At 63.0% G+C, this 26,188-nt stretch carries 31 protein-coding genes and 1 tRNA gene; 19 read left to right on the top strand and 13 right to left on the bottom strand.

The window, feature by feature from the left end; translation table 11 throughout:
* Positions 1-106 precede the first annotated feature (106 nt).
* The 5 genes from ACTEK7_RS03840 (at position 107) to ACTEK7_RS03860 (ending at position 5,705) form a co-directional block, all read left to right on the top strand.
* Positions 107-766, top strand: a complete 660-nt coding sequence (locus ACTEK7_RS03840) for an NAD-dependent epimerase/dehydratase family protein (RefSeq protein WP_225147903.1) — start codon at positions 107-109, stop codon at positions 764-766.
* Positions 767-1,045: 279 nt separating this feature from the next.
* The gene (locus ACTEK7_RS03845) at positions 1,046-2,641 is read left to right on the top strand and encodes a tannase/feruloyl esterase family alpha/beta hydrolase (protein WP_225147902.1); all 1,596 of its coding nucleotides are present in this window, start codon (positions 1,046-1,048) and stop codon (positions 2,639-2,641) included.
* 394 nt (positions 2,642-3,035) lie between these two features.
* The gene (locus tag ACTEK7_RS03850; RefSeq protein ID WP_225147901.1) at positions 3,036-3,830 is read left to right on the top strand and encodes a hypothetical protein; all 795 of its coding nucleotides are present in this window, start codon (positions 3,036-3,038) and stop codon (positions 3,828-3,830) included.
* Between the two features lie 207 nt (positions 3,831-4,037).
* The gene (locus ACTEK7_RS03855; RefSeq protein WP_225147900.1) at positions 4,038-4,760 is read left to right on the top strand and encodes a hypothetical protein; all 723 of its coding nucleotides are present in this window, start codon (positions 4,038-4,040) and stop codon (positions 4,758-4,760) included.
* 9 nt (positions 4,761-4,769) lie between these two features.
* A complete protein-coding gene (locus ACTEK7_RS03860) occupies positions 4,770-5,705 on the top strand; it encodes an AlbA family DNA-binding domain-containing protein (RefSeq protein WP_225147899.1) in 936 nt (311 codons plus the stop codon).
* A gap of 129 nt (positions 5,706-5,834) precedes the next feature.
* On the opposite strand, the gene ACTEK7_RS03865 is transcribed toward ACTEK7_RS03860, so the two are convergent.
* Positions 5,835-6,284: a hypothetical protein gene (locus ACTEK7_RS03865; protein ID WP_225147898.1), complete on the bottom strand. Its 450-nt coding sequence runs from the start codon at positions 6,282-6,284 to the stop codon at positions 5,835-5,837.
* A gap of 245 nt (positions 6,285-6,529) precedes the next feature.
* Positions 6,530-6,748, bottom strand: coding sequence for a hypothetical protein (locus ACTEK7_RS03870; protein ID WP_225147897.1), 219 nt, complete (start codon positions 6,746-6,748; stop codon positions 6,530-6,532).
* 392 nt (positions 6,749-7,140) lie between these two features.
* Here ACTEK7_RS03870 and ACTEK7_RS03875 point away from each other — a divergent pair, with 392 nt between their 5' ends.
* Positions 7,141-7,593 (top strand): VOC family protein, encoded by a 453-nt coding sequence (locus ACTEK7_RS03875; RefSeq protein WP_225146774.1) that lies wholly within the window; start codon positions 7,141-7,143, stop codon positions 7,591-7,593.
* Between the two features lie 366 nt (positions 7,594-7,959).
* Positions 7,960-8,598, top strand: a complete 639-nt coding sequence (locus ACTEK7_RS03880; RefSeq protein ID WP_225140725.1) for a glutathione S-transferase family protein — start codon at positions 7,960-7,962, stop codon at positions 8,596-8,598.
* 128 nt (positions 8,599-8,726) lie between these two features.
* On the opposite strand, the gene ACTEK7_RS03885 is transcribed toward ACTEK7_RS03880, so the two are convergent.
* The 3 genes from ACTEK7_RS03885 to ACTEK7_RS03895 are packed head-to-tail and all read right to left on the bottom strand — an operon-like array spanning position 8,727 to position 9,451.
* On the bottom strand, positions 8,727-8,894 hold the full coding sequence (locus ACTEK7_RS03885) for a hypothetical protein (RefSeq protein WP_036022969.1): 168 nt from the start codon (positions 8,892-8,894) through the stop codon (positions 8,727-8,729).
* Between the two features lie 5 nt (positions 8,895-8,899).
* Positions 8,900-9,148 carry a hypothetical protein gene (locus ACTEK7_RS03890; protein ID WP_225146794.1) on the bottom strand — a complete coding sequence of 83 codons (249 nt, stop codon included), beginning with the start codon at positions 9,146-9,148 and terminating at the stop codon, positions 8,900-8,902.
* Between the two features lie 48 nt (positions 9,149-9,196).
* The gene (locus tag ACTEK7_RS03895) at positions 9,197-9,451 is read right to left on the bottom strand and encodes a PilZ domain-containing protein (RefSeq protein WP_057029117.1); all 255 of its coding nucleotides are present in this window, start codon (positions 9,449-9,451) and stop codon (positions 9,197-9,199) included.
* A 226-nt stretch (positions 9,452-9,677) separates the two neighbouring features.
* Here ACTEK7_RS03895 and ACTEK7_RS03900 point away from each other — a divergent pair.
* Positions 9,678-9,752 (top strand) — tRNA-Glu (locus ACTEK7_RS03900).
* A gap of 653 nt (positions 9,753-10,405) precedes the next feature.
* Here the strand turns inward: ACTEK7_RS03900 and ACTEK7_RS03905 are convergent.
* Complete coding sequence (locus ACTEK7_RS03905; RefSeq protein WP_225146773.1) at positions 10,406-10,843, bottom strand: hypothetical protein; 438 nt, start codon at positions 10,841-10,843, stop codon at positions 10,406-10,408.
* On the opposite strand from ACTEK7_RS03905, the gene ACTEK7_RS03910 reads away from it, so the two are divergent.
* The 6 genes from ACTEK7_RS03910 (at position 10,842) to ACTEK7_RS03935 (ending at position 16,059) form a co-directional block, all read left to right on the top strand.
* A complete protein-coding gene (locus tag ACTEK7_RS03910) occupies positions 10,842-11,639 on the top strand; it encodes a hypothetical protein (RefSeq protein ID WP_474807517.1) in 798 nt (265 codons plus the stop codon). The two genes, ACTEK7_RS03905 and ACTEK7_RS03910, sit on opposite strands and share 2 nt — an antisense overlap.
* Positions 11,640-11,788: 149 nt before the next feature.
* Entirely contained in the window at positions 11,789-12,415 is a 627-nt protein-coding gene (locus ACTEK7_RS03915; protein ID WP_036022965.1) for a pilus assembly protein PilZ, read from the top strand.
* A 97-nt stretch (positions 12,416-12,512) separates the two neighbouring features.
* On the top strand, positions 12,513-12,755 hold the full coding sequence (locus ACTEK7_RS03920; protein WP_036022964.1) for a hypothetical protein: 243 nt from the start codon (positions 12,513-12,515) through the stop codon (positions 12,753-12,755).
* A 294-nt stretch (positions 12,756-13,049) separates the two neighbouring features.
* On the top strand, positions 13,050-14,090 hold the full coding sequence (locus tag ACTEK7_RS03925) for a PrsW family glutamic-type intramembrane protease (RefSeq protein ID WP_036022963.1): 1,041 nt from the start codon (positions 13,050-13,052) through the stop codon (positions 14,088-14,090).
* A gap of 70 nt (positions 14,091-14,160) precedes the next feature.
* Complete coding sequence (locus tag ACTEK7_RS03930; protein WP_035999772.1) at positions 14,161-14,739, top strand: HdeD family acid-resistance protein; 579 nt, start codon at positions 14,161-14,163, stop codon at positions 14,737-14,739.
* A 234-nt stretch (positions 14,740-14,973) separates the two neighbouring features.
* The gene (locus ACTEK7_RS03935) at positions 14,974-16,059 is read left to right on the top strand and encodes a 3-deoxy-7-phosphoheptulonate synthase (protein WP_057029112.1); all 1,086 of its coding nucleotides are present in this window, start codon (positions 14,974-14,976) and stop codon (positions 16,057-16,059) included.
* Positions 16,060-16,121: 62 nt separating this feature from the next.
* On the opposite strand, the gene ACTEK7_RS03940 is transcribed toward ACTEK7_RS03935, so the two are convergent.
* From ACTEK7_RS03940 to epmA, 3 genes are all read right to left on the bottom strand, one after another.
* Positions 16,122-16,376, bottom strand: coding sequence for a hypothetical protein (locus ACTEK7_RS03940; protein ID WP_035999808.1), 255 nt, complete (start codon positions 16,374-16,376; stop codon positions 16,122-16,124).
* Between the two features lie 68 nt (positions 16,377-16,444).
* The gene (locus tag ACTEK7_RS03945; protein ID WP_225146772.1) at positions 16,445-17,539 is read right to left on the bottom strand and encodes a lysine-2,3-aminomutase-like protein; all 1,095 of its coding nucleotides are present in this window, start codon (positions 17,537-17,539) and stop codon (positions 16,445-16,447) included.
* Positions 17,536-18,588 carry an EF-P lysine aminoacylase EpmA gene (gene epmA, locus ACTEK7_RS03950; protein ID WP_225146771.1) on the bottom strand — a complete coding sequence of 351 codons (1,053 nt, stop codon included), beginning with the start codon at positions 18,586-18,588 and terminating at the stop codon, positions 17,536-17,538. Before epmA ends, ACTEK7_RS03945 begins: the two co-directional genes overlap by 4 nt.
* A gap of 162 nt (positions 18,589-18,750) precedes the next feature.
* Between epmA and efp the strand changes: the two genes are divergently transcribed.
* The 3 genes from efp to ACTEK7_RS03965 all read left to right on the top strand — a co-directional run bounded on the left by efp (position 18,751) and on the right by ACTEK7_RS03965 (position 22,031).
* Complete coding sequence (gene efp / locus ACTEK7_RS03955; RefSeq protein ID WP_028136595.1) at positions 18,751-19,317, top strand: elongation factor P; 567 nt, start codon at positions 18,751-18,753, stop codon at positions 19,315-19,317.
* A 45-nt stretch (positions 19,318-19,362) separates the two neighbouring features.
* Entirely contained in the window at positions 19,363-20,964 is a 1,602-nt protein-coding gene (locus tag ACTEK7_RS03960; protein WP_225146770.1) for a M23 family peptidase, read from the top strand.
* An 80-nt stretch (positions 20,965-21,044) separates the two neighbouring features.
* Positions 21,045-22,031 (top strand): DUF808 domain-containing protein, encoded by a 987-nt coding sequence (locus tag ACTEK7_RS03965; RefSeq protein ID WP_035999800.1) that lies wholly within the window; start codon positions 21,045-21,047, stop codon positions 22,029-22,031.
* A 29-nt stretch (positions 22,032-22,060) separates the two neighbouring features.
* Here the strand turns inward: ACTEK7_RS03965 and ACTEK7_RS03970 are convergent, their stop codons facing one another.
* On the bottom strand, positions 22,061-22,564 hold the full coding sequence (locus ACTEK7_RS03970) for a cupin domain-containing protein (protein ID WP_225146769.1): 504 nt from the start codon (positions 22,562-22,564) through the stop codon (positions 22,061-22,063).
* A gap of 21 nt (positions 22,565-22,585) precedes the next feature.
* Positions 22,586-23,065, bottom strand: a complete 480-nt coding sequence (locus ACTEK7_RS03975; RefSeq protein WP_225146768.1) for a carboxymuconolactone decarboxylase family protein — start codon at positions 23,063-23,065, stop codon at positions 22,586-22,588.
* Positions 23,066-23,119: 54 nt separating this feature from the next.
* Between ACTEK7_RS03975 and ACTEK7_RS03980 the strand changes: the two genes are divergently transcribed.
* A complete protein-coding gene (locus ACTEK7_RS03980) occupies positions 23,120-23,638 on the top strand; it encodes a MarR family winged helix-turn-helix transcriptional regulator (protein WP_035999832.1) in 519 nt (172 codons plus the stop codon).
* Between the two features lie 35 nt (positions 23,639-23,673).
* Here ACTEK7_RS03980 and ACTEK7_RS03985 read toward each other — a convergent pair whose 3' ends face one another.
* Positions 23,674-23,925: a hypothetical protein gene (locus tag ACTEK7_RS03985; protein WP_035999836.1), complete on the bottom strand. Its 252-nt coding sequence runs from the start codon at positions 23,923-23,925 to the stop codon at positions 23,674-23,676.
* 193 nt (positions 23,926-24,118) lie between these two features.
* On the opposite strand from ACTEK7_RS03985, the gene ACTEK7_RS03990 reads away from it, so the two are divergent.
* Entirely contained in the window at positions 24,119-25,348 is a 1,230-nt protein-coding gene (locus tag ACTEK7_RS03990) for a lytic murein transglycosylase (RefSeq protein WP_035999838.1), read from the top strand.
* Positions 25,349-25,398: 50 nt separating this feature from the next.
* On the opposite strand, the gene ACTEK7_RS03995 is transcribed toward ACTEK7_RS03990, so the two are convergent.
* A complete protein-coding gene (locus tag ACTEK7_RS03995; protein WP_225146767.1) occupies positions 25,399-26,088 on the bottom strand; it encodes an FMN-dependent NADH-azoreductase in 690 nt (229 codons plus the stop codon).
* Between the last annotated feature and the right edge of the window lie 100 nt (positions 26,089-26,188).

Raw genomic sequence — 26,188 nt, forward strand, 5'->3', positions numbered from 1 at the left:
GTAACGGAAACCTCAATCCGGATATTGCGCATCCTGCACGACCTTCGTGCCCCACTCCCCTGACTTTCAACAAGCGATCAGGCATCAACCCAAAACGATGGCTTGAATGAAAACCGCACTTGTCTTCGGCGCAACCGGCTTCATCGGCTCGCATTTGCTGCGCGACCTGCTGGACAGTCCCGATTATTCGCGCGTCGTGGCGGTGGCCCGCAAGCCGCTGGCGGTGAGCCATCCGAAGCTCACGGTGCTGATCGGCGATCGCGCGTCCCTGCCCGCACTTAAATCCCAATTGGTCGCGGACGAGATCTTCATCGCGCTGGGGACGACGCGCAAGCACACCCCTGACGAGGCCGAGTACTACAAGATCGATCATGATTATCCGGTGTTGGCGGCCGAGATCGCCAAAGCGAACGGCGCGCGGTCGGTGTTTCTGGTCACGGCCGTTGGCGCCAACGCCGGCTCCGGCGTGTTCTATCTCAGGACCAAGGGCGAGGTGGAGCGGGACATTCTCGCGCTCGATTTCGAGCACACGCATATTTTCCGCCCGTCGATGATCCTCGGCGCGCGCGACGAGGACCGCCCGCGCGAACGCCTCATCGTCGCGATATGGAGCCTGCTCAATCCGCTGCTCGTCGGCCCAGCCGACCGCTATCGCGGGCTCGCCGGCAACGACATCGCGCACGTCATCGCCAAAGCCGCGCGGCATCAAACCGAGAAGGTGCGTATCTATCATTGGAAAGAGATGGCGGCACTGCTTCGAACGTGATGCAGTGCGTAAGATGGGTTGAGCCCTTGCTGCACCGATGTCTGCAGGCGGCGTAACATCCGCCGTCCTTTTCGTTCGACTTCATCGGAAAGGGCGAAGGGCGAGAGCGGTTGAAAGCTTGCGCCGCTGGACTGCACCTCCCGAATAACACAAGATAGTTGCAGTATCGGTGCACCAGATCGTCCGGGGCTAGGGTGAGCTGCGTGCACCGCAGTAAAATCTAAAAAACGGCAGGGAGGAACGATGCGGCGAAAAAGAAATGTGGCGCTTAATGATGCGATGGCTGGCCTGGGTCTAGTCGCGGCCATCATGGTCGTTGCGATCTCGCCGGCAAGCGCCGACAATTCGGCCAACATACCACCTGCGCTCAAATGCGCTGACTTGACCGGCTGGAAGATGCCGGGATCGACGGCAACAGTCACCAAGGCCGAAATGGTGCCGGAGGCGCCGCCCGGAACCGTGCAGCCGTCACCGCCGGCGCCGGCCACAATATCGGTGGCGCTGCCGCCGAACTGCCGCGCGGATGGCGTGATCGATCAGCGCGTGGGGGTCGAGGGCAAGTCCTACGCGATCGGCTTTGCCGTTGCCCTGCCCGATCGCTGGAACGGCCGGTTTTTGTTTCAGGGCGGCGGCGGTTTGAACGGCTCGATCCGGCCGCCGCTGGGTTACCACGCGGCCGGCGAGGTGCCAGCGCTGGCGCGCGGCTTTGCCGTGGTCTCGACCGATAGCGGTCATCAGGGCGCGGTGTTCGATGCCTCGTTCCTGAAGGACCAGGAAGCCGCGCTCAACTTCGCCCATGCATCCGTCGGCAAGGTGACGTTGGCCGCCAAGGCGATCGTCGCGCATTACTATGGCCAGCCCGCAAAGCGTTCCTATTTCACGGGGTGCTCGACCGGGGGCCGCGAAGGCATGCTGGCGTCGGCGCGCTATCCCGAACAATTCGACGGCATCGTCGCCGGCGCGCCTGCGCTGCGCACCGGCAATTCCAATATCGGTCTCGCCTGGGCCAACGCTGCCTTCAGCCAGATCGCGCCGAAAGATGCGTCCGGCAAGCCGGAGCCCGCCAAGACTTTTTCCGCGGGCGAGCGAAAGCTGATCGCGAACGCGATCCTCGATGCCTGCGACGCCAAAGACGGCGTCAAGGATGGCCTGATCTTCGACGGCAAGGCCTGTCAATTCGATCCCGCGGTGCTCACCTGCAACGGCGACAAGACGAATGACAAGACGGATTCCTGCCTGGCGCCGCCGCAGGTCGATGCCCTGAAGAAGGCGTTTGCCGGACCGAAGAATTCACGCGGCACGCAGGTCTACCCGCCGTTCCCGTGGGACAGCGGCGTGGCAGCCGAAGGCGTCGCCATTCCCGGCATCCTGACCACGGGCGCGCGCAGTCCGGTCGGACCGCCTGTTTGGGAAAGCATCAACGTCGATCAGCTCGAAGACCGGGTCAACGCGAGCGGGATGGATCGCCTCACCAACACCGCCTACTGGACCAACCTCTCGAGCTACTTCGGCCATGGCGGCAAGCTGCTGTTCTACCACGGTGTGAGCGATCCCTGGTTCTCGGCGAACGACACCGTGAATTACTACGAGCGCATGGCCGCGGATTCCGGCGGCATGGAATTGGTGCGGGAGAAATCGAGCCGGGCCTTCCTGGTGCCCGGCATGGGTCACTGCTCGAGCGGCGTAGCGCTCGATCGTTTCGATCTCCTCAGCGCGGTCGTGAACTGGGTGGAAGACGGCAAGGCACCCGACGCGGTGGTCGCGACGGGACCAGCCTTCCCCGGCCGCAGCCGGCCGCTGTGCGCCTATCCGCAACTTGCGCGGTACAAGGGCCAAGGCGATCCGGAGAGCGCGGCGAGTTTTGAGTGCAAGTAGGGAGAGATGTGCGCGGGCCAGATGCGCACCGTAGAACTCGATGCCAAGGATCGGCGCACGCGGCAGGACCATGACAATGCCAGCACGCTCTCACCGAAGCGTGCTCAGAACGTCGCGCATCGAACGACGGTGACTGTAAACTCAATTCATCTTTGCAGAGACTTCGAATGGTGGCGGCTGATGCAATTGAGTGCAATGTCACCGTAATGGCCATAATAGCAGGCTGTCACCGTAATGGTGGTCTATAGGGCTGATAACCCCGCGATTTAAGCGTAATCCGAAAATCGCCCTGAGTCAGCGAACCGCGTCATCGGCTTCAACGGCCACACAATGCAACCAAGACTTGAAAGGCCGAGTAAGCGGCCCGATAATGTCGGAAGCATAGGGGGCTGCATTGTTCGAAAAGTTTGGTGCGTCATTCGGGCTGAATCAAGCTGATTTTATCGCTGCCTGTGGAGTTCTGGTTTCTATGGTTTCAATACTCGTCGCCGTCTTGGCGTGGCGATTTCCGCCGAAGCCAAAGCCGGACGAAGACGAGGTTCGCGAGGTCCTTACACCCATATCAACGCCGCTGGATGAACCACCGAACCCGCCACATGGAAGAGAAGAGATTCCAGCGTCGCCGCCCAAAGATGCGCAACTTGAAGGCCCGAGCGAAATCGAGTTGCCGTTTCCGCCCGGCTTGAGGATTTTGGACTACGACCCGGGCGTCCGGCTAACACTCCGCGAGTGTGGAAGAGCTACTGTGCAGCCCTCCGTTCTACTTCCTAGATTGGGCCTGAGCCTCGGATTATCCTTTATCGTAGGCGCCACCGTCCATGCCGTGCTGGCGGTGCCAATGCTGGTTCTCTTGTGCGCTATGTCCTTCCGTTCGTCCCGACGAGGAGCTCGCGTCCACCTAAATCTTCAAAAGCGAATGTTTTTTGTTTCACGTGGGAACAGTTCCTCGGGCGGCGGATGGCCTCCCGAAGTGGATCGTGGAGTAAAGCAGGAAGGCAAATCTGATAAGTGGCTCATATCGCTCTACCTAGCCGGGGTCTGCATCTGGACGGCCGAAACAGGTACGCCCGCAGCAGGAAAGGCAAAGATTCGAAGTTTCGAAAATGCGCTCCGCCAGATATGCGCGCAACCTCAACCGAGTTCAGTCAGCCAATGGGATCGCCTCATTGAATTGATATTCTATGCATGAACTCCCGGATTACGGTGACAGTGCACAAAACTGTCGGATCTCGCCGTCCGGTTCGGGGCGCGTTTTGCGCACAATGCGAATTGAGTGCACTGTCACCGTAACGATATATTTCCGATCGCAGGGACACCGATGAGCGACCCGTCTTCACTCGATTTGAGAACCTCGATAGCCGTTGTCGCGAGTGTCATAGCCCTGTTGAGCCTCATAATGGCCATGGGACGCACGCCCCCAGAAGACACCAAAACAAACCTCCTCAGGTGGGCCGAGTTCTTCAGGCTTCATCGAATTCCGACCTGGGTCCGAAGTCAGAAGGTTGACGTATGGGCACGCAACGCATCGGTGATAATTGCGGCTCTGTCCACGGGAGTTGCTACGAGCACTCTACGTTCGCTCTGGTCACCGATGGAAAAAAGCCAGGATAGGTATGTTTCTGAGGAACAGTACAGGGAGTTGGAGCGTCGTTATCAGGAGTCACTACGACAACTCAACTCCGTTCCAAAGTCGGCTACTCCCAGTCCCGCCAGCAACTTCTTTGGTTTAGATGACGCGAAGCGATGGCACATATCGAACATTCTTCATAGCCAAACGGCCAACGTGGGCAGCGGTAAGCACTGTGAAGGTCGCCTGTTCTCAAAACCCAATGACAACTCCGCGCAACAGCTGACGAACGAAATTCCCCCATTGCTCAGGTTGGGCAGCTGGCATCTAGAGGGTGGACGCAACAGCAAATCGGCGTTTCCTGACGGCGTCACCATCAACGTCGGGCAGGATACCGGTCCAGCATTTACGTGCGCCTACCGATTATCGGAAGTGCTGGATAACATGAAGTTAAAGCCGGTCACTCTGAAGGTGAACATGGCAACTCCCGACTTAGTCGAATGCAAGGAGTGCGTAGAGGTCATCTTTGGAACGATAAAACGGCCTGAATGAGGTTTTGGGATGCCGCTCAAGCTGGAAACTCGAGCTGATCTGGAGGCTCTCCACACCAACCAAGTTACTGAGACAAGTGCCCTAGAATACAAGGCATCCGGCTCCGTCGACAACACGGACGGCAAGAAGGCCGAGATGGCGAAGGATGTATCTGCCATGGCGAACGCAAACGGCGGGCAGATTGTCTATGGGATGACGGAGAAGGATCATCTGCCGTCCGGGCTTGATGCCGGAGTCTCGCCGAAGCCGTTCGACGGTCTTTGGTTTGAGCAGGTTATCCAGCAGAACATTAAGCCGCCTGTTGGAGGCTTGAAAATAGAAGTTGTTCCGGCGGGAAACGGCGATAACTACATCGTTCTGACTATCCCGGCCTCCAAAACAGTCCATCAAGCTAAGGATGGCAGGTATTACCGGCGCCGCAACTTCCGCATCGACATTATGGAAGACTACGAAATCCGCGAAGCAATAAATCGAGCCACAACTCCCGAACCTTACGTGGAAATCTGGTTCTCAAGTCGTCCGAAGATAATCTCGTGGTCGGCGAATGACACCCATTCCCGACCCGTTCCCTTGAACTTAAGGATTGGAAATCGCTCTACGGCCCCAGCCCTTTATACTCACGTCAGTCTTTTTCTTGACGAAGGGCTCATCGTTGTATCGAGCGGGGGGACCTCAGTCGACGAAACCACAACTACCGACGGCAAAAAAATAAGGCAGCTCCAGTTTGCCTTAGTGGTTCCTCACCACCTTCCCCTCTTTAGAGAAAAGACATTCCGCTTGGGCAATGGAACAAGTATCGCAATCCCTCTCGCCCACCGTTCAGACGACATGAGTTACCGTATCGGAGTCGAAGTTGCCACGCCTGGCTACAGCACCATATCGACAGGATATATCGCTAAACGCGGGAACGCACTCACCCTCAGTTGGGAGCCTTGGACAGCTTAGTCGATAGTCCCTATCAGGTAGCCACTCTCGGGATAACGGTGACAGTGCACTAAACTCCCAAACTGCCGTTTGAGTTGAGTATGCACTGTCACGAAATCCGCACCTCGGCGAAAGACAACCAGCCCAAGGCTAAAGCTGATAGTGCCGCAAAACATCAGCCGCCACCTGCCGATGAATATCGGTCGAAGGATGGAAGTGGATCTCTGTCTGAAATGCCGGCCACTGCCCTGCTGAGCGGATCAGGAAAACCACTTCGGCTTCGACCGTCTCGATATCACGCTCGTTGCGGTCAACGGCATCCATATGGCACCAGACGCTCAGCGTAGCTTTGTCGTTGCCATGTCGCCAAGCGTACCCGTGATAACCACCCTCGCCTTGGGCATTCCAGCCGAGACGCAGCCGATTGCGGATGCTTTGCTTGGTCAATCCCACATAAATCGGCTTCTTGTCGATGCTGGCGATGTAAAGTTTCGGCAGATCGTTGGTTGCGATGCCGGAGAAATGGTTTGTGCCCCTTGCGCAAAGCACCGTGAACTCGGTAGGTGTGAACGACAGCTCGTAAACTTCCGGCCCTTGCATTCTCATTGGCTCCCCCCAGCGATGAGCAACACCAAAGCTTGTTCGCCGCAGGTCGGTCAATCCAAAACGGAGAAAGGATACCCTTTGACTAACTGCCGGCCTAAATCTAATGGAGAGATCGACTTTTGGGGACGCATCACCGAGCGGGCAACGTCTGCCGCCAACCTCGTTCGGCTGGTGGCGGTGTGCGTCACCGGGCTGGCGGTATGGTGTTTCTGGCGCTTCGCGTGCGGGAGTATTGAAAGCTACGGCAGCTTGAGAGCAGCGATGACCAGCCCCGCGACGGCGAAGGCCGCGCTGAAACACCACTGCCAGTGCTTGAGGTAGAACTCGGCGATAACGTGAGCCAGCTTCGACGTACAGTGGCGCCTGTAGCTCCCCTGCACGAAGATGACCGAACTGCCGGGGTCGTTCTGCGGCGGAACATACTTCCCGTCCCACCAGCGTTTCAAATAATCCTTCATACGAATCTCCATGGCCTCACTACCTCCATGGATACGCACCTCATTTCAGATGGTCAGTCATTTGGCCGCTTTATCCGAGTTATTCGACCTATTCACAGCTAAAGCGACGTCTAGTTTATCCCCGCAAATCCACAGACCGTGGACTTGCATTCAACGATCGCCCCGCCCCTGGGGCGCTATCCCCACACCACCCACTCGAGGGTCGTTAGGTCTCATGCGGACAGACGCCGGCATCACGAGAGAACTGCATCATGGCCAGATTCTGCACTGACCACCCGAAGCCCCCTGAAGAGCTGACACGCAACACCCTGCCCCTCCTCCCCATTTCCTGCTATCCCTCCTCCGCCGTCCCGGCCCAAGACAAAACCCTCCACCCCCAGGGAGCCCCACCCATGCGATACCTCCACACCATGCTGCGCGTGCGCAATCTCGATGTCGCGCTGAAATTCTATGTTGATGCTTTCGGCTTGAAGGAGGTGCGGCGGATCGAGAACGACAAGGGGCGGTTCACGCTGGTGTTCCTGTGCTCGGCGGACGATCTCGATGCCCTCAAGAAGCAGCCGCCGACGCGTGGGGCGCCGCTGGTCGAGCTCACCTGGAATTGGGACGAGGAGAAGTATGGCGAGGACCGCTTCTTCGGCCATCTCGCCTATGAGGTCGACGACATCTACGCCACCTGCGAGAAGCTGATGAAGGCGGGCGTCACCATCAACCGTCCACCGCGCGACGGCAACATGGCCTTCGTCCGCTCTCCGGACCTGCACTCGATCGAGCTGCTGCAGAAGGGCGATCCGAAGCCGCCGCAGGAGCCGTGGGTCTCGATGCCGAACACCGGCCATTGGTAAGCGCGCCGGCCGGAACAAGGCCCCTCGCCCGGCGTTCTCCTTTCACGAAACTGATTGGAGGAGGATGCGATGGCGAGAGGGCTGTTGCTGTGGATGCTTGGCGTGCCGATCCCGGTGATCATTCTGTTGTGGCTGTTCTTCGGCCGCTGAGCGTCAGTTTGAACTTTGCAATGAAAGCTCCGCCGCGTGCGGAGCTTTTTGCATGAGGGGCACGATGCAATCGCGCATCGCTCGGCGCGCCGAATTCCGCTATCACCCGCAGCTGTAGCCCGGATGGAGCGCAAGCGTAATCCGGGACTGTCAGCCCTGGATTGCGCTTCGCTCCATCCAGGCTACGACACCGAACAATGCCGCGGGGAGAGCTTCATGGCCGATACCAAGCTGACGATCTGGGGCCGCGCCAATTCGGTCAATGTGCAGAAGGTGCTGTGGTGCTGCACCGAGCTCGGCCTGGCTTACGAGCGCATCGATGCCGGCATGCAATACGGCAAGACGCGCGAGGCCGATTATCTGGCGATGAATCCCAACGCGCGGATCCCGACGCTGGTCGAGGGCGATTTCGTGCTGTGGGAGTCCAACTCCATCATGCGCTATCTCTGCCTCGCGCATGGCCGCGGAACGCCGCTCTATCCCGAGGCGCCGAGGCAGCGCGCCTCGGTCGACCGCTGGCTCGACTGGACCCTGTCGACGGTGCAGCCGGTCGACCGCCCGGTGTTCTGGGGCATCGTGCGCACCGCACCCGCCGAGCGCGATATGATCCAGGTGCAGCGCGATGCCGATGCTGCCGCCGAGGTCTGGGCCATCGCCGACCGCCTGCTCGCCACGCGCCGCTTCATCGAGGGCGATGCGTTCACGCTCGCCGACATCGCGATCGGATCCTATGCGCGGCGCTGGCTCGGGGTCGAGGGCATCAGCCGGCCGGCGCAGCCGCACCTCACCCGCTGGCTCGCCGAGCTCGGCAAGCGGCCGGGATTTGCGCAATTCGTCGCACCGCCGATGTCGTGAGCCCCTCGCGCGCCTTAAGCTGCGGCGATCGCGCGGGGAATCCGCGTTTAGGCGCGCTTCCCGCGGCGTCACCGCCGCGCTTGACGGCTACTGTGCATGGGGTTGTTTTCGCGGTTTTGTTTCAGGCTTTAGCGCCAGCCGCGCTCGACCAGCAGCACGACGACGATCAGCACCAGAGTCACGGCAGCCGTGGCGAGCCGCGCGGTCCAGCTGAGGCCGCGGCCGACCCACCACAGCAGCGCGCAATACATCAGCACGGGAACGATGATGTCGAGCCGCACCAGATCCGCGGGCATGGGCTTCAGCGCCGGATGCCAGCGTCGACGCTGGTCGAGCCACCGAGCTTGACGCAGGTCCCGGTGCCCTCGGCCATCACGAAGCCCCGGCCGTAGGCGGCGCAGGCGCCTGCCCTCGCCTTGCCGGCCGTGCTGCCGTTCAGCGGCAGTGCCTTGCCGGCCTGCGGCGGCTCGGCAGGCGGCAGGCGCAGGCTCTCAGCCGCGGTCGCGGACGTGGCCAACAAGGAAAGCAGGATGAGAAGCAGCGTGCGCATCGCCGCCTTGTAGCCCGGACCGGACCCGCGCGCCATCGCCGGCCGCGGCTAGAGGAACTTGACGCCGGCCGACTTGCCGCGGCGCCAGACCACCTGGCAGCTCCGCCCGGTGCGCGCATCGCGTGCAAAGGCCATCCGGATCACGCCGGGAAGCTGGCTCGCGTCCTCGTCGAGGGTGATCCTGGCGCCCGAATCCGAGATGTCCTGGACCAGGCAGTGCCGCGCGGCAAAGCCGCCGTCCAGCGTGATCCAGGCGTGCTGCGACAGCAGCTTGCGGGCTGCGCGCTTCTTCGGCGGTGGCATCGGCAAAATTCTCCCCGTCCAGCGCTACGCAGGGAACGCTAACAAACCGTTGAAATCGCCTCCGAATGATCCCGCGCCCCGGGGCTATCCACCGGGCCCGAAAGACCTTTCCCGAACGGCTTGCCCGGGAGCGCAAAGGCCACTATACGTTCGCCCGCTGCAAGCCGCCGGGCCCTGTTCGGCCGGCCAGCGGCCGTGCCGGGACAATCGGCAGGGCCCTGCGTTTGCTCCCTTCGTCTATCGGTTAGGACGCCACCCTTTCACGGTGGAGAGAGCGGTTCGATTCCGCTAGGGAGCGCCAGCAAAATCAATCACTCAAAGATCCACTCTGCCGCCGTGTCCAATGTGTGGCCAATAAACCCGTGCGAACACCCATGGACGTGGGGCTCGATCGCCGCCCCGCTTCGCGAGCGTGAACCGGCGGGCCATCGTGCTTACCGCCTGAGCCCGGGGCGGTGCGTCATCAGCCGCGGCCGGTCGCGCCTCCTGTGCAACCTGCGGTCGCCGCGAGGCAAGCCGCCGGCATCGCTCATTTATTTTTTTTCGAAGCAGCCAGCGGCTACCCTGTTGCCGATTGAGTAGCAATCAGGAGGATTGGGCTTTGTGACCACGTGCTGGGGCGTTTCAACTCGTGGGCTCGACCACCCCCAAAGCACAGCAAGCAGGGCCAGACCCCCGAGGATCGCGAGTGCAACCATTTCAGGCGTGACGAGAGCGGGGCGCCGACAGAGCCCCTGGGGTGCAATCTGTTTCAATGAACACAACTCTGAACTGTAATAATCTAAACTGTAATAAAAATATCATATGTTAATTCCGGTTCCATTGCAAATGGCCGGTTGTTCCACGTGGAAATGCCCGAAACGAACGGCCCGCCAGCGTGAACCGGCGGGCCCTGCTCAATGGCGCTTCATTAGTCGCGCTCCGCCAGGATGCGGTTGATCTCGGCCGTCACGATCAGCTGGTGCTCAGGCGTGAGCTGGACATACCTCGCCAAAGGGCTCGCTCAGCCCTCTGGTGCCCTCGGCGTTCGTCGATCGTCCTCTTGAGGCCCTTTAGATCGCCGTCGAGCATCCAGTCGAAGTTGATCCCGTGCTTCCGGCAGTAGTCGCACAGCTCGGCGCTGGGCGCGGGACCGACCTTAGGAGCTGGCTCCAATCCCCATTCGATCGCGAGCCACAACAGGCGCCGGTTGTTGTTCAGCGCTGACGACGCGCCGTCGGCGTCGAGCCGCTCCAACGGTGTCCGGAGGCGTAGCCGCCGACGCTTGGCGGCGTTGCGGCGCCGCGTGATGCCAGCGGGGGTGATGGGCTTCTCCTTTGCCACTGCCCGCGGATCTTCCTGAGCTTCGTTTGTGCCTTGTCGATGTCTATTTTTACGGAGGTGGACGGCCATGGACCTATTCTCATCTCTTTCACGGTGGAGTGAGCGGTTCGATTCCGCTAGGGCGCCAGAGGCGCAAAGCCGCCGCGGCAGCGTGAACCTCCTCGCCCCTCGTCTCCGACCAATGTCAGGTCGTAACCGGTCGAGGCCCATGCCGCAGCTCAAAGCCGACATTGCAGACGCATCGCAGATGCCGGCGCTTCCCACATGGCTGCGCCACCCGCGCCAGCATGCGCCGGACCGGCGCGCCAAGATGCTCGCGCACATGGCCCACATCCAATCACTGCCGGAGCGCCAAGCGGCGTTGACGCCGCCCTCGCCGGAGCGGTCAGGCCAGGCCGTCGCTGACATTCTCGGCGATGCCTTCGGCTACATCGTGCTGTTCGGTGTCATCGCCCTGCTCTTCCATTCGCGCGTTCCGCTCTACCTCGGTGCCTTTCTCTTCCTGACCGATGGCGAGCGCATCGAAAGCGCGCTGGCAAGCATCGGTATCCGCCTCGAGCCCGAAATGATCGGCCAGGACATCGTCAAGCGCTTTGTATTCTGGTTCGGATGGTTCGCGTTGCTCGGCCCCCTGAAAGCCTCGGTTCCCGCCTGGCTCGCGTCTTGGCTGCCTCCGACCCAGTCATGGTCTTCCCTGGCCGGCATTGCCATTCTGCTCGCCCTCGTCGAAGCATTGACCGGGCTCGCGCTGCGGCACGCATTGCCGCGCCTGCGATGGGAGATCCGTCCGAACGGACTGATATGGACGATGATCCAGTTCGCCTTTGCCGCATTGGCTATCCTGGTGCTGTTCGGACTTCGCTAGCCGTCGCTTATGCCGCGCTTCCCGCTGCTCTGCCGACCCGCGCCATTTACCGAAAATTCACCCCAGCTATTAGGCAGCAGTATCATTTGCTTAGAATTTGCTCGCTACCGTGGAACTACGGCAATCACCCGAACCCCCGGTCAGCGCTCATGTCCGTCGCAGACTTCCTGAGGCAGCGAGCAGTGGATGTTACGGTCAGCGGCAGCTACTCGCTGCCCCGCTGGTACGATTGCGAGGGCAAGCTCCGCAGCTTCGCCTGCCGGACCAAGCGCGTCTCGCCGTTCCGGATGATCGTGGACGTGCCCGTGGTCGGCAAGGTCGGCGAGCGCTTGACCTCCTACTTCGAGGATTTCGGCGAATTCCAGGGCACCATCAGCGCGACGCTGAAGGCGGGCTTCCTGATGGAGCTCGAGATGACGCGGGCGCGGCGCGCCTGGATGTCGGAAAAGCTGACCTGGCTCGAGAAGAAGCAGAAGGATGTCAATGTTCGGGACCTGCGGCGTGACGCGCGTTTCGTTCCGCAAGTCTCGCACACCGTGCTGACCCTCGCGGACGGCAGCTGCCATCCGTGCTTCATCATCGACGTCTCGACGGCCGGCGTCGCGGTGTCCTCCGAGTATGATCCGGTGGTCGGAACCCCGCTTGCGGTCGGCGCCTGTGTCGGGCGGGTGATCCGCAAGTTCGAGCACGGCTTTGCGGTCAAATTCGCCGAAAAGCTGGACCGGGACGACCTCGTCCGCCTGATCGTCCGCGCGCCCTTGCTGAAGTCGGCCTGAATTCGCCGCCCTATAGCGGCCCCAATGCCGGATCAGCTTTTGCAGGTCTGTGCCTCGGGCCGGACGTCATTTTGCAGACTTGCGATCGGGGGACCGAATGGCAGTCGACAAGATCACCTGGGACAGGGTCGGCCGGGTCACCGAGCCCGGACGCTACATGTACACGTTCGGTTGGCTCACCATCACCGCCGGCGATCTCGAAATCTGGAAACGATACCCGCGCGCCGCGTTCACGCTGCTGGCGCAGCGTTCCGGGTCACATGAGTCCGCTGGCGAGGAATTCCATCTCGGCGCCTTCGACGTCGCACCCGACGCGCCGCCCGCGATCACGACGCACTGACTAGACAAGGCCAGCAGCCGGCACGCTGCGCAGATGCGCCAGGAATCGAGGAATCCCGCGCATTTCCTTGAGCTCGCTTGCAAATCTCGATCCGCAGCGCACCGGGCAATCGTTGCGGTGACTGGCGAGCTTCTGCCATCATGCGATTGATTGCGCTCGTATTCTACTCCCCACAATGAGCCCGGATGAACGGCAGCTGTCGCGCACCTTCAGGGAGCCGACAGCCGGCGCATGACACATGGTCGCATCGGAGAACGTAGATAAGCGGATCAAGGGAACTTATTTTCGGCGCCAATGTACCTGATCGAAGCGCTCCCCACCGTCATCGGAACTGCCGCTATCGCCCCGGCGCTGCTGTTGCTCTGGCTCGTCATCGCTGCCGAGGAACGCCCGGGGCCGCCGGCCCAGGTCTGGACCGCATTCCTGTTAGGGGCGGCGAGCATTTCGCTCCTGGGCCTCGCCCGCGCCCCCTTCGCCAAGATGATCGCCGCCCCCGACGATCCCTGGGCGGCGCTGGCGATGCATTCGATCTTCGGCGTCGCGCTGCCCGAGGAAGCCGTCAAGGTGCTCGCCATCGTGCTGGTCTCCTCGACCAAGCGACGCACCTTTGCCAATCCGATGGACACCGTGGTCTACGGCGCCGCGGTCGGCCTCGGCTTCGCCGCCTACGAGAATCTCGCCTACCTGGTCCAGCACGCCGACATGTGGCGCTCGCTTGCCGCGCTGCGCAGCGTCCTGACCGTGCCGTTCCACGGCGCGCTCGGCATCATCGCCGGCGCCTACCTGACCATCGCGCGCGCGGGCACGGCGCTTGGCGCAAACCGCCACCATCGCGATTGGGCCCGTCTCTCCAGCCGGCTGCTGATCTTCGGTGGCCCGCTCGCGCTTCATACGGCCTTCGACTTCCCGCTGCTGACGCTCCAGCGCATGCCCGATCTCGATCCGACACTCCGCATGTGGTTGGGCGCTGCGAGCCTGTTGATCGGCTTCGGCTCGATCGCCTTCGCCATCCGCCTGGTCCGGCGCGTCGCGCGCCACCACGCGCCGCGAACCGATGTCGCGCGCGAGCGGCTCAGCCAGCTGCGCCGGATGTGGGCGCTGCTGCTCGCCGGCGGCGGCATCGGGTTCGTCGGGCTCGCCTTCGTCCTGACCTCGATCCATCACTGGCTGATCAACCCCGAGCGCAACCTGACGCTGGCGCTGATTCCGATCGGTTTCGTCTCGATCCTGCTCGGCCTTGCGCTTCTGATTGTCACATCGGCTATCTACATTCTCGGCCGCAACCGCATTCGCACCAACGCGGAAGGCTTTTCGTCGGCGCCCGGCGGCACTTGATCCAACGCATGGCGAACGCGCGACAGGCCCACTAGATTGGGACGCAATCCTCTCGTTCCGGAGCCAGACGATGACATCGCCCGAGGAATTTGCCCGCCTCCAGTCCGAGATGAACCAGGCGGTCAAGGCGCACTGGAAGGCTTTTCTGTTCGAAGGGATCCTGCTTGCCGTCCTCGGCATTGCCGCGCTCGTCCTGCCGCCGCTCGCCAGCCTTGCGACTGCGATCTTCCTCGGCTGGATGTTCCTGATCGGCGGCATCGGCGGACTGATCGCGACCTATTGGGCGCGCAGCACGCCGGGCTTCTGGTGGTCGCTGATCTCGGCTGCGCTCGCTGTGCTCACCGGCCTGCTGCTGCTGGCCCGGCCAATGCAGGCCGTGCTGACGCTGACCATCGTGCTCGGCGCCTATTTCCTCGCCGAGGGCGTCGCCACCATCATGTACGCGCTAGAGCACCGCCGTGAGCTCAGCGGCCGCTGGTCGTGGCTGCTGATCTCGGGCCTCGTCGACATCGCGATCTCGTTCATGGTGATCACGGGACTGCCGAGCTCGGCGGAGTGGGCCATTGGCGTCCTCGTCGGCATCAACCTGCTGTTCGGCGGCGCCACCCTGATCGGCATGGCGCTGGCGGCACGCAATGGCAACACCTGAGGCGCCTCGTCGCTCCACATTCTGATTGGGGGGTGACAAGGCGCCAGCGGCACGCTATATGGCCTTTCCATGATCACCGTCGCCACCAGCTATTTTTGGTATTTTAGCTACGACAGCTCGCTGGCGGCGGGAGGATCGCGCTCAATCTGAAACATTGCAGCAAACGTCCGAACAGCCGCCCGACCTGGCGGCTTTTTTATTGCCGGCAGGTTCTAGAACAGACAGGAGCCCGCCGTGCTGAGCACGACCGACGATCTTCGTATCCGCGAACTGAAAGAGCTGAGCACGCCGGAAGAGGTGATGCGGGAAGTCCCGCGCACGCTCACCGCGACGCGTGTGGTGATGGCCGCGCGCAACGCCATCCATGCCATCCTGAGCAATCAGGACGACCGCCTTCTGGTCGTCGTCGGCCCCTGCTCGGTGCATGATCCCAAGGCGGCGCTCGACTATGCCGAGCGGCTAGCAAAGCTTCGCGAGGATCTCGCCGATCAGCTCGAGCTCGTGATGCGGGTCTATTTCGAGAAGCCCCGCACCACGGTCGGGTGGAAGGGCCTCATCAACGATCCCGACCTCGACGGCAGCTTCGACATCAACAAGGGGCTGCGGCTCGCGCGCAACGTGCTCGCGGCGGTGAACAATCTCGGCCTGCCCGCCGGCACCGAGTTCCTCGACATGACCACGCCGCAATACATCGCCGACCTCGTCTCCTGGGCCGCGATCGGCGCGCGCACGACCGAGAGCCAGATCCATCGCGAGCTGGCTTCGGGCCTGTCCTGCCCGGTCGGCTTCAAGAACGGCACCGACGGCAATGTGCGGATCGCGGCCGACGCGGTGAAATCAGCCTCGCATCCCCATCATTTCATGGCTGTCACGAAGCTCGGCCGCTCGGCGATCGCCTCGACCGCCGGCAACGAGGACTGCCACATCATCCTGCGCGGCGGAGCTGAGCCGAACTACGACGCGGCAAGCGTTGCGTCGGCCTGCAACGAATTGACCAAATCCGGCGTTGCCCCGCTGGTGATGGTCGATGCCAGCCATGCCAATTCGAGCAAGAAGCCGGAGAACCAGCCGCTGGTGATGGCCGATATCGCCCGTCAGATCTCGGGCGGCGAGAGCCGCATCATGGGCGTGATGATCGAGAGCAACCTCGTCGCCGGCCGGCAGGATGTCGTACCGGGCAAGCCGCTCACTTATGGGCAGAGCATCACGGACGGTTGCATTGACTGGGCAACGACGTCGAAGACGCTCGAGCAGCTCGCCGACGCGGTCGAAATCCGCCGCAACATCCGGCGCGCCGGACTGCACGAGCGATCAGCCTGACGGATGGCCGAGCTTGGGATGGCTCATTCCTCACCTCTCCCCGACGGGGAGAGGTGAAAGCCTCAGCAGCCGCGGCAGATGCTCTTGATCTTCTTGTCGAGCGCCTGGTTTTCCTTGCTGAGCGGATCGTTGGGATCGCTCAGATTCTTCTCGCTAGGCACATCGCTGGCACGCGGCTGGCGATGACCGACCGGCGCCGGCAACACCGACCCGGACGATGCGCCGCTTGAGGTCGATCCCTTGGAGCCGCCGGTCTGCGCAACAGCCGCGCCGCCAAGCAAGACCACGAGCGATACTGCCAGCATGATCTTCGTCATGTCCATTTCTCCATTCTCAAATCAGCGTCCAAGCCCAGCACTCAAGTCAGCGTCGATGCCATCGCCACTCATGCCTCGGGCGGATAGAGATGAACGTCGCCGCAATAGTCGACGATACGATAGCGCGTTTCTGATTCCGCTTCACTTGTCTCGTTTGCGGTATTTTTCACCGCCGACACGTAATTCGGACCCACCGGCGACTTGCCGGCACCGCCGGGAATGTCGATGACATAGTCCGGCTGACACAGGCCCGACACCCGCCCGCGCAACTGCCGCATCAAGGCCTGCCCCTCTGCCAACGTCGTGCGCAGATGCGCCGTTCCCGGGGCGAGATCGCCGTGGTGCAGATAATAGGGCTTGATCCGGCATTCGACGAAAGCTCGCATTAAATCCGAGAGAGCGGCGATGTCGTCATTGACGCCGCGCAAAAGCACGGACTGGCTCACCAGGGGAATTCCAGCATCGACGAGCCGCGCGCAGGCATCGCGCGCGGCCCCCGTCAGTTCGCGCGCGTGATTGGCGTGTACCGCGACCCAGGTGGCCGCGCCCGCAACCTTCAGGGCTGCAACCATCTCCGCGCTGACGCGCGCGGGTTCGGCCACCGGGACACGGGTGTGGAGACGGATGATCTTGACGTGATCGATGGCCGCAAGGTCGGCCGTGATCTCGCTCATCCGCCGGGGCGACAGCATCAGGGGATCGCCGCCGGTCAGGATCACTTCCCAGATCTCGTCATGCGACCGGATGTAGTCGATCGCGGTGCGATAGGCGCTCTCCGACAGCGCATTCTCCTTGCCGGGCCCGACCATCTCGCGGCGGAAGCAGAAGCGGCAATAGACCGCGCAGACGTGCACGAGCTTGAACAACACCCGGTCGGGATAGCGGTGCACGATTCCCGCCACCGGCGAATGCGGGTGATCGCCGATCGGATCGGCATTCTCGCCCGGCTGCGCCTCGAGCTCGGCCGAAACAGGAACGAATTGCCGCGCGATGGGATCGTCGGGATCCGTCGCGTCGATCAGCCCGACCAGATCCGGCGTGATCGCCACGGCATAGCGCGCGGCGACGCGTTCGAGCGCCGGCAGCGCCGATGCGGGGACCAGGCCCTCGGCTACCAGCTCGGCAGGTTCGCGCAGAGTGCGTGCAAGGTTCGTCTTTGTCATCTCTCATCCGCAGGCGGTGTCCACACCACCTGATCAATTCGTGTGGCGCCGCTCGCCAGCATCACCAGCCGGTCGAAGCCGAGCGCGACACCGCTCGCCTCCGGCATTGCGGCGACCGCCGCCAGAAAATCCTCGTCGAGCGGATAGGCTTCGCCATAGCGGCGCTGCTTCTCCGTCATGGATTCCTTGAAGCGTTTGCGCTGCTCCCCGGCATCGGTCAGCTCTCCAAAGCCGTTGGCGAGCTCGACGCCGCAGGCATAGATCTCGAAACGTTCGGCGACCCTTGGGTCGTCCGTCTTCACCCGCGCCAGCGCCGCCTCTGGAGATGGGTATTCGAACAGGATGGTCAAACGCCCCTGCCCCAGATGTGGCTCGACGTGCTCGACCAGCACCTTGCTGAAGATGTCGGACCAGGTGTCATCCTCGGCGACACGGACCTTCCCGGCTGCCGCCTCGGCAAGCGCCGCACGGTTACCCTCGCCGCCCGAGATTGTCGACAGCAGGTCGACGCCGGCGAACTGCGCGAAGGCGCCTGCGACCGTCAAGAGCTCCGGCTCGGCGAAGGGATCGGCGGTTCGGCCGCGGAAGGAGAAGGTCCCGATCCCGGTCGCCTGCGCCGCCCGGGCGATCACGACGACGCAATCGGCCATGATGGCATCATAGGGCGCTCCCGCCCGGTACCATTCCAGCATGGTGAACTCGGGCAGATGCAGGTCGCCGCGCTCGCGGTCCCGGAACACCCGTGCGAACTCGAAAATCCGCGTCTCGCCCGCCGCCAGCAGCTTCTTGCAGGCGAATTCGGGCGAGGTGCGCAGGTATCGGCTGGCCCGGCTGCCGTCGGGCCGCATGATCTCGGTCCGGGGGGCGTGCAGATGGGTCTCATTGCCCGGAGAGACCTGGAGAACGGAGGTTTCGACCTCCACAAACCCCTGTTCGGCGAAAAACCCCCGCAAAGCTCCGGTCACGGCGCCCCTAGCCTGGAGGAACGGCCGTCGGTCGAGGTGGCGCGCGGGCGACCAAAACGGCGACATCGGCTTGTCCCCAGCCATCAACCGACCGCCCCAGCCGGCAGCAAAATGCTGGCATCCAACGGCAAAATCAGTATGTTGCGGCCCGAAACGGGTGCCGAGGTCCGAATTGAGGCCCCAAGTCCCCCAGCAATTCGACCACGTCCTGGCTGGTGCCGGGCCAAGCAAGCAGGAAATACAGCTTTGAGAGTCATCGCCAGTTCTATTCGCAAGGGCAACGTGATCGAGCAAGACGGCAAGCTCTATGTCGTCGTGAGCGCCGAGAACATCCATCCCGGCAAGGGAACCCCGGTCAGCCAGATCGAAATGCGCCGAATCTCGGACGGGGTAAAGATCTCGGAACGCTACAAGACCACCGACCAGGTCGAAAAGGCCACCATCGAAGAGCGCAACTACACCTTCCTTTACGAAGATGGCGATGGCTACCACTTCATGAACCCCGAGACCTACGACCAGGTTCAGGTTTCCAAGGACGTCGTCGGCGACGCGGCCGCGTATCTCCAGCCGGACATGACCGTCAAACTGTCGATGCATGACACCAATCCGGTGTCGATCGCACTGCCGCAGCGCGTGACGCTGGAAGTGGTGGAGACCGAGCCGGTGACCAAGGGCCAGACCGCCTCCTCCTCCTACAAGCCGGCGGTGCTGTCCAACGGCGTGCGCACCACCGTGCCGCCGCACATCTCGGTCGGCACGCGCATTGTGGTGATGACCGAAGACGGCTCCTACTCCGAGCGTGCTAAGGACTAAACGAGCCATCGAGGATCGGAACAGGTACCGCCGGGGGGCGAAGCAGTGGGCAGGAACAGTCTCCGCTTCGTCTCGCTTCTCCTGGCGTTGCCGTCGCTCCTCGTTGCTGCACCGATCGCTGCGGATGAATTCCGCAGCCCCTCGCTGACGGCCCTGCGCATCGAGTGGCGCGCGGCGCTCGACCAGCTTCGCAGCGAGATCAACAGCCGTCCGCAAATTGCGGGCGACTTCATCTTCGCACCGCGTCGTTCGGTGCCGCGCTACGATCCGCGCGCGATGCCGGCACTGGTGCAGCTCAACGCGGTCTCCTCGCGCTTCTTCACCGGCATTACCCGAAGTCCCGTCCCCGTGCTGCTGCCGTTCGACGCCGCCGCGTATCTCGATGCGCAGCGTAGCGGCGCGCCGGCGACGCTCGCGCTGTCGCGCTACCAGGGCGACTTCAATCCCGCCGACATGTTCGATGCCGGTCCTGCCGGCTACAGCGCGACCTTCTCGCTCGATCCGGGTGCCGGCGACGGCATGCCGAGCCGGGTCTACGCAAGGCCTGTCGAGGTGCAGATCACGGGCTCGGCGCTGCTCTACGACATCGCCGATCCGGCCGGGGGCAAGGGCGAGCCAGTCAAGCCGCTCGCCGCAACCTACCCGGATCTACGCAGGTTCATCCGGGAAGGCTATGTGCGCTACGCCTTCACCCGCTTCGGCGCCGCCTATGTGGTCTCGATCCAGTGCCTCGACAGTGTCGCGAGGCCACGGCGGCTCGCCTGCAAGGAGGCCTATCCAGTCGCCGAGCGCTTCCTCAAGGCACTGCGCGTCGCAGGGGGCCAGCGCATGCGGCCCCTGGCGGACGTTGCCTCCAACATTATCGACCGGCCCGCGGTGCGTTCACCGGATTTCAGCTACCGGCCGAGCGGCGACATCATTCCGAACACCGGCTACCGCAAGCAGGGCGGTCATCCCGACGCCATGGCCTATGCCCAGATCCGCTTTCCCTTGGAGAAGGCGCCCGCCTTCGTGCGCTCCCAATCCTTCGGCAAGCGCGACAAGAGCGAAGGCCCGACCGCTTATCCCTGGCGCGACAATTTCTGCGAGTCGCGTAGTTTCGAGGTGTGGCAATGCGGCGGAGGTTACGGCCACCAGGGCGAGGACATCCGCGCCGCCGACTGCCCGCCACCCGGCGAAGCCCGCGAGCCCTGCGATTCCAAGCGGCGCGGCGTCGTCGCCGTGCGTGACGCGATCGTTATCCGTGGCGCCAAGGACCAGGCCGCAACGCTACAGGTCAATAGCTGCACCGAGCACATCCGTTTCCGCTACATGCACATGAATCCGCATGCGATGAACGCCGATGGCGTCATCAACGGCCGCATCGTCACCGAAGGCGAGAAGATCGGCGTGATCTCGAACTACCTCGACCGTCCCGCCGGCACCTCGATGCACCTGCATTTCGACGTCCAGGTGTTCACCCGCGATGGCTGGATCTGGGTCAGCCCCTACGCGACGCTGGTCTCGGCCTATGAACGGCTGATCCGCGCGCGCGGCCGCGAGATCGGCCCGGAGATCGCGGTCACGGCGCAGCCGGTGGCCCATGCGCTGCCGGAAGACGTGCTCAAGCCTGACCTGCGCGAGGGAGCGGGCGGCGAGGAGAACTGACAGCGTGCTGGTTCGTTGCTGGAGCGGGCAGGACGCATCTGGTCGCGCACTCCCCCGCTCGAACGAAGAAGGATGGGTTGATGAGTGTCGGACTGATCGGTCTTCTCGACGATATCGCGGGGATCGCAAAGGTGGCTGCAGCCTCGCTCGACGATGTCGCTAGCCAGGCAGCCAAGGCAGGCACAAAGGCCGCTGGCGTGGTCATCGACGATGCGGCGGTCACGCCGAACTACGTCATCGGTTTCGCTTCGAAACGCGAGCTGCCGATCGTCGGCAAGATCGCGGTCGGATCGCTACGCAACAAACTGCTGATCTTGCTGCCGATTGCCCTGCTGCTCGGCTATTTCCTTCCCGCTGCGGTCACGCCGCTGCTGATGCTGGGCGGCGCCTTTCTCTGCTATGAAGGCGCCGAAAAGGTACTCGAAGCCGTGATGCCGCATCATGCGCACCAGCACGAAGCTCAGCTCGAGCCGATTGCGTTGAATGCCCAGTCGGTCGAGGACGAGAAGGTCGCTGGCGCCATCAAGACGGATTTCATCCTGTCGGCGGAGATCATGGCGATCACGCTGGCGGCCCTCCCGGCGGGCAGCATCTGGACGCAGGCGCTGGTGCTGGCGCTGGTCGGCCTCTTCATCACCGTTGGTGTCTATGGCGTGGTGGCCCTGATCGTGAAAGCGGACGATGCCGGCATCGCCCTCGCGCGGTTCGACGGCGCCTCGCTCGCCGGCGGCGCGATCCGATTGCTTGGGCGCGCGCTCGTCCGCGGCATGCCCGTTTTCCTGGCGGTGCTGAGCACGATCGGCACCGCCGCCATGATCTGGGTCGGCGGTGGCATCATCCTGCACGGCATCGAGAAGTACGGCCCACCCGCGATCGGCCACACGGTCCATGCCATAACCGAGGCTGCCGCACATCTCCTTCCATCCGTTGCCGGCATCGTCGAATGGTCGGTCGAGGCAGCCATCTCGGGTGCGCTTGGACTGCTCGTCGGCGCAGTCGCCATTCCGGTCGTCCAATACGGACTCGCGCCGGCCTGGAAGCGGTTGAGGCGATCGCGATCGGCCTGAGCACGGCCATTGCGGATGATGCGCGCAGCCTATTCCAGGAACGTCGTCAGTTGCGCGCCCTCATCCGCCACGAACACCGCGATCAGTTCCGCCGGCTCGGTCATGCTGGCATTGGCCGAGACCAGATGCGTCGAGCCTGGCGGTTCGAAGAAGGACTGGCCGACGCCGAACGTCTCGACCGGGCCGCCGCCGAGCTGCGAGCGGATCTCGCCCTTGGTGATGTAGGCGGTAACGGAGCCGGAGTGACGATGCGGCCGCGAAAACCCGCCTGGACCATAGGACACGCGCACGATGGTAACGCGCTTGCCGGGCACGTTCGGAAGCGCGTAGGAGCCGATCGGCTCGACCTTGTCGAGCGGCGAGCCTTCCGCCGCCGTCGCGCAGAGCGGCGCGAGGGCGCTGGACACGCTGTCGATCGTCACCGGCAGAGCTTTGCCGATTGCCAGCGCGCAGACTAATCCTGCGATGACGGCGAACGCTGTCGAACGTGACGGCAACGGGTACTGCAGGGCCGAAAGGCTCATGGCTGTCATCGTGATTTTCCCCTCTCTCCGTCAGGACGAAGCTGCAACGGCGGCCGCCGGCCGCTGTGCAGGCGTCCAGCGAAACGCCGCGCCAAACCGGTTCCAGACGTTGATCGAGGCGACCGCCGAGGTCAGGTACGTCAGTTCAGTCTCGGAGAATTCGCCGGACGCTTCCATGTAGACCTCCTCGCTGACGCCGTCCGGCAGACAGGTCAGCGCCTCGGCCCAGGCGAGCGCAGCCCGCTCGCGCGGCGAAAAGATCGGCGCCTCGCGCCAGACCGCGAGCAGATGAAGCTTGTCGAGGGGAACGCCGATCCGTTCCGACAGCAGGACGTGATGCTGCACGCAGAACGCGCAGCCGTTGATCTGCGAGGCGCGCAGCTTGACCAGCTCGAGCAGCTGCTTGTCGAGGCCGGCCTTGGCCGCAAGCTGGCCCAGCGCCAGCACCAGATCAAACGCATCGGGCGCGATCCGCTTGAAATCTTCATATTCGCTGCGGGCGTGTGACATTGCCATTCACCTCGGCATATTATAAGAGCACGGACATCTTATAAGAGCACTTATATGTCGCGCAAGACGAATGTCACGAAATCGCAATCGGGACCCAAGGCCGTTGCAGCCGGTGCGGTGCACGTTCCAGCACCGGGCGAAGGCAAGCGCGGCGAGCAAGGCTATCTCGGTTACCTGCTGCGCCAAGCCCACGCCGCCGTTCGGCTGACGATGGAACGCACGCTCGCCGATCTCGGCGTGACCTCGCCGCAATTCGCGGTGCTGACGATGCTGAACGCCTATCCGGGCCTGTCGGGAGCCGATGTCGCCCGCCTCACCTTCCTGACGCCCCAGACTGTCGGCGTCATCATCCGCAATCTCGAACGCGACGGCGCGATTGCGATGACGCCTCATCCCGTTCACGGCCGCATCCAGCAATGGACGCTGACGCCGCGCGGCGCGACGCTTCTGAAGGCGTGCCGGCAGCGTGTGCTCGAATTGGAGAAGCGCCTCGCTCGCAATTTGGATTCAAAGGCGGAAACCACGATCCGGCGTTGGCTTTCCGGAATCGCGGCTGACCTTAAGGAGGACTAGGCGGCCGGCATTCGCGGCTATCGTGGCCCTTGGTGCTACCCGCCTTTCAAGGCGTTCTTGACTGCGCCGTCCGGCCAGCTCTCGTCGGCCGCGATCACCCGCACGCGGGTCTGGTCGGCGGGATTGACCAGCACGTGCGAATTCACCCGCTCACCGCTCGGCTCCAGACGCAGATCGGTTTCGGGCTTCCAGCTCAGCGTCGTCGCGAGGTCGCCGGGAAAGATCTTCCATTGCGATCCGTCGTCGAGTTCGACGATATGGCTTTCGGCATGTGTGCGTATCTTCATTCCACCCCGATGCTTCGATGAACAGGAAGGACGGCCCGCCACGGCCGGCTCTTCTCCTCGTCCTGGCGTGGAGGGAATGCGGGAGTGCGGCACTTGTTCCGGTGGGAACGACCGACGGGGTCGGGCCGAGTTGACGCACGCGGCCGTTTCGGAACCGACTCACGCGTGCCATGTTTCCGGCTACAATGTGCCCATGAAGCACACTGATTCCTCGCCCCGTCACACACGCCGCGCCCTGCTCCAGTCGACGCTCGGTGCAGCCGCTTTGCTCGCGCTTCCCACCCGCGCTCTCGCCGCGCCTCCCGGCTTCGACGAATGGCGCGAGAGCTTTCGTGCGCGCGCGATGGCAAAAGGTATTTCCGCCGCAACATGGCAGCGCGCGATGGGACGGGTCGAACCGGACATGAGCGTGTTCGCGCAGATGCGCAACCAGCCCGAATTCCGCGAGCAGGTCTGGCAGTACATCAACCGCCGCGTCTCGGACTGGCGCATCATCAACGGCAAGATCGCGCTGAAGAACAACGAGGCGCTGTTCGCCCGCATCGAGCGCGATTTCGGGGTCGAGCGCGGCACGCTGCTGGCGCTTTGGGGCGTCGAGTCCGCCTATGGCGATCCGCTGGTGCAGCAGAACCACATGAGGCCGGTGTTTCCCTCGCTCGCCGCGCTCGCCTGGAACGAGCCGCGCCGCAAGGCCTATTGGGAGACCGAGCTGATCAATGCACTGCGCATCGTCGACAAGGGCTGGTCCACGCCTGAGGACATGCGCGGATCATGGGCCGGCGCGATGGGCCATTCGCAATGGATGCCGGAGGTCTGGCTCAATGTGGGCATCGACTATGACGGCAACGGCAAGGTCTCGCCATTCGGGAAGCCCGACGACGCGCTGGGCTCGACGGCAAAGTATCTCGTCAATCGTGGCAAGTGGCATCGCGGCGAGCACTGGGGCTACGAGGTGCGCGCGCCCGCCAACATGAGCGGCAGTCGGACCTATGCGGCCTGGCAAGCGGCCGGCGTGACGCGTGCCGACGGCCAACCATTTCCGCAGCCCAACGCATCCGCGCAGATGTGGACGCCGGTTGCGGGCGGGCCGACCTTCCTGCTCGGGCCGAATTTCTACTCGGTGAAGAGCTACAACCCTTCCATGAACTACGCGCTGGCGATCTGCCATCTCGGGGATCGCTGCCTGGGAGCTCCGCCCTTCATCCAGCCCTTCCCGGGCTCCGAGCGTGCGTTGACGCTCGCCGAAGTGCAGGAGATGCAGACGCGCCTGACCAAGGCCGGCTTCGACACGGGCGGCACCGACGGCCGGGTCGGCAACGACACCATGAAGGCAGTCAAGGAGTTTCAGCAGAAAGTCGGGATCGCGCCAGCCGATGGCTACGGCGGGCTGAAGGTGCTGGCCAAGCTGCGGCAAACCAACTAGCACGGCCGGAAGCGCCGGCGCTGGCGCCTCGCCGCAGCTGCAGCCGACCCTTAAGCCGCGTTTCGCTGTTCTGTCAGCTTCAGCAGCTCGTCGACGAGGTCATCCACGGTACGCTCGGCCGCGGCAATCGACGCCTGCAACCGTTCGTCGGCGAATTCGTCGTACTCGACTGCGATGCTGTGGAAGGCCGTGATCCCGATGAAGGCAAACACGTCCCGGACGGCTCCTTCGACATGATTGACGGCGGCCATGCGCCCGCCCGGATCGTACCCGTAGTCTCCGCGCGAGCCGAGCAGGACAAGACGCTTGTCCATGCCCGCAAGCAGCGCCGAATATGGATTGTCCGGACATGATCGGTCGAAGCCGAATGTGCGTCCGACCCGAACAAGGTTATCTATGTATGCCTTGAACTGCGCTGGCACACCGAAGTTGTACATTGGCACGCCCGCGACGATCAGATCAGCTGTGAGCAACTCGTCGACCAGCGCATCGCTTTCCGCCAAAGCCTCTCTCATCCATGGCTCGCGCCGATCGGGCTTCGCGAAGGCCGCCTTGACCCAGTCGTCCGTCACCGGACTCGGTGCGAAGCGACCGAGGTCGCGGCTGACGACGCGATCCCCCGGCCGCGACTGTAGCCATCGTTGGACGAAACGCTGAGTCAGACGCCTGGTGTGCGAACCGCGCGGATTTGCATCTGAAGGCTCGAACCGCGCGCTTGAATCGATTTGTAGCAGTTGCATTGCAGCACTCCTCTCATCTATTTGCCCAATAGATCGGTTCAGGTCCCGTCGTTGACAAACGAAAGTTGCTCAGCCTATGGATGAACTGCATTCATCCTTG

It is taken from the genome of Bradyrhizobium sp. JHI2711 (assembly GCF_056156565.1).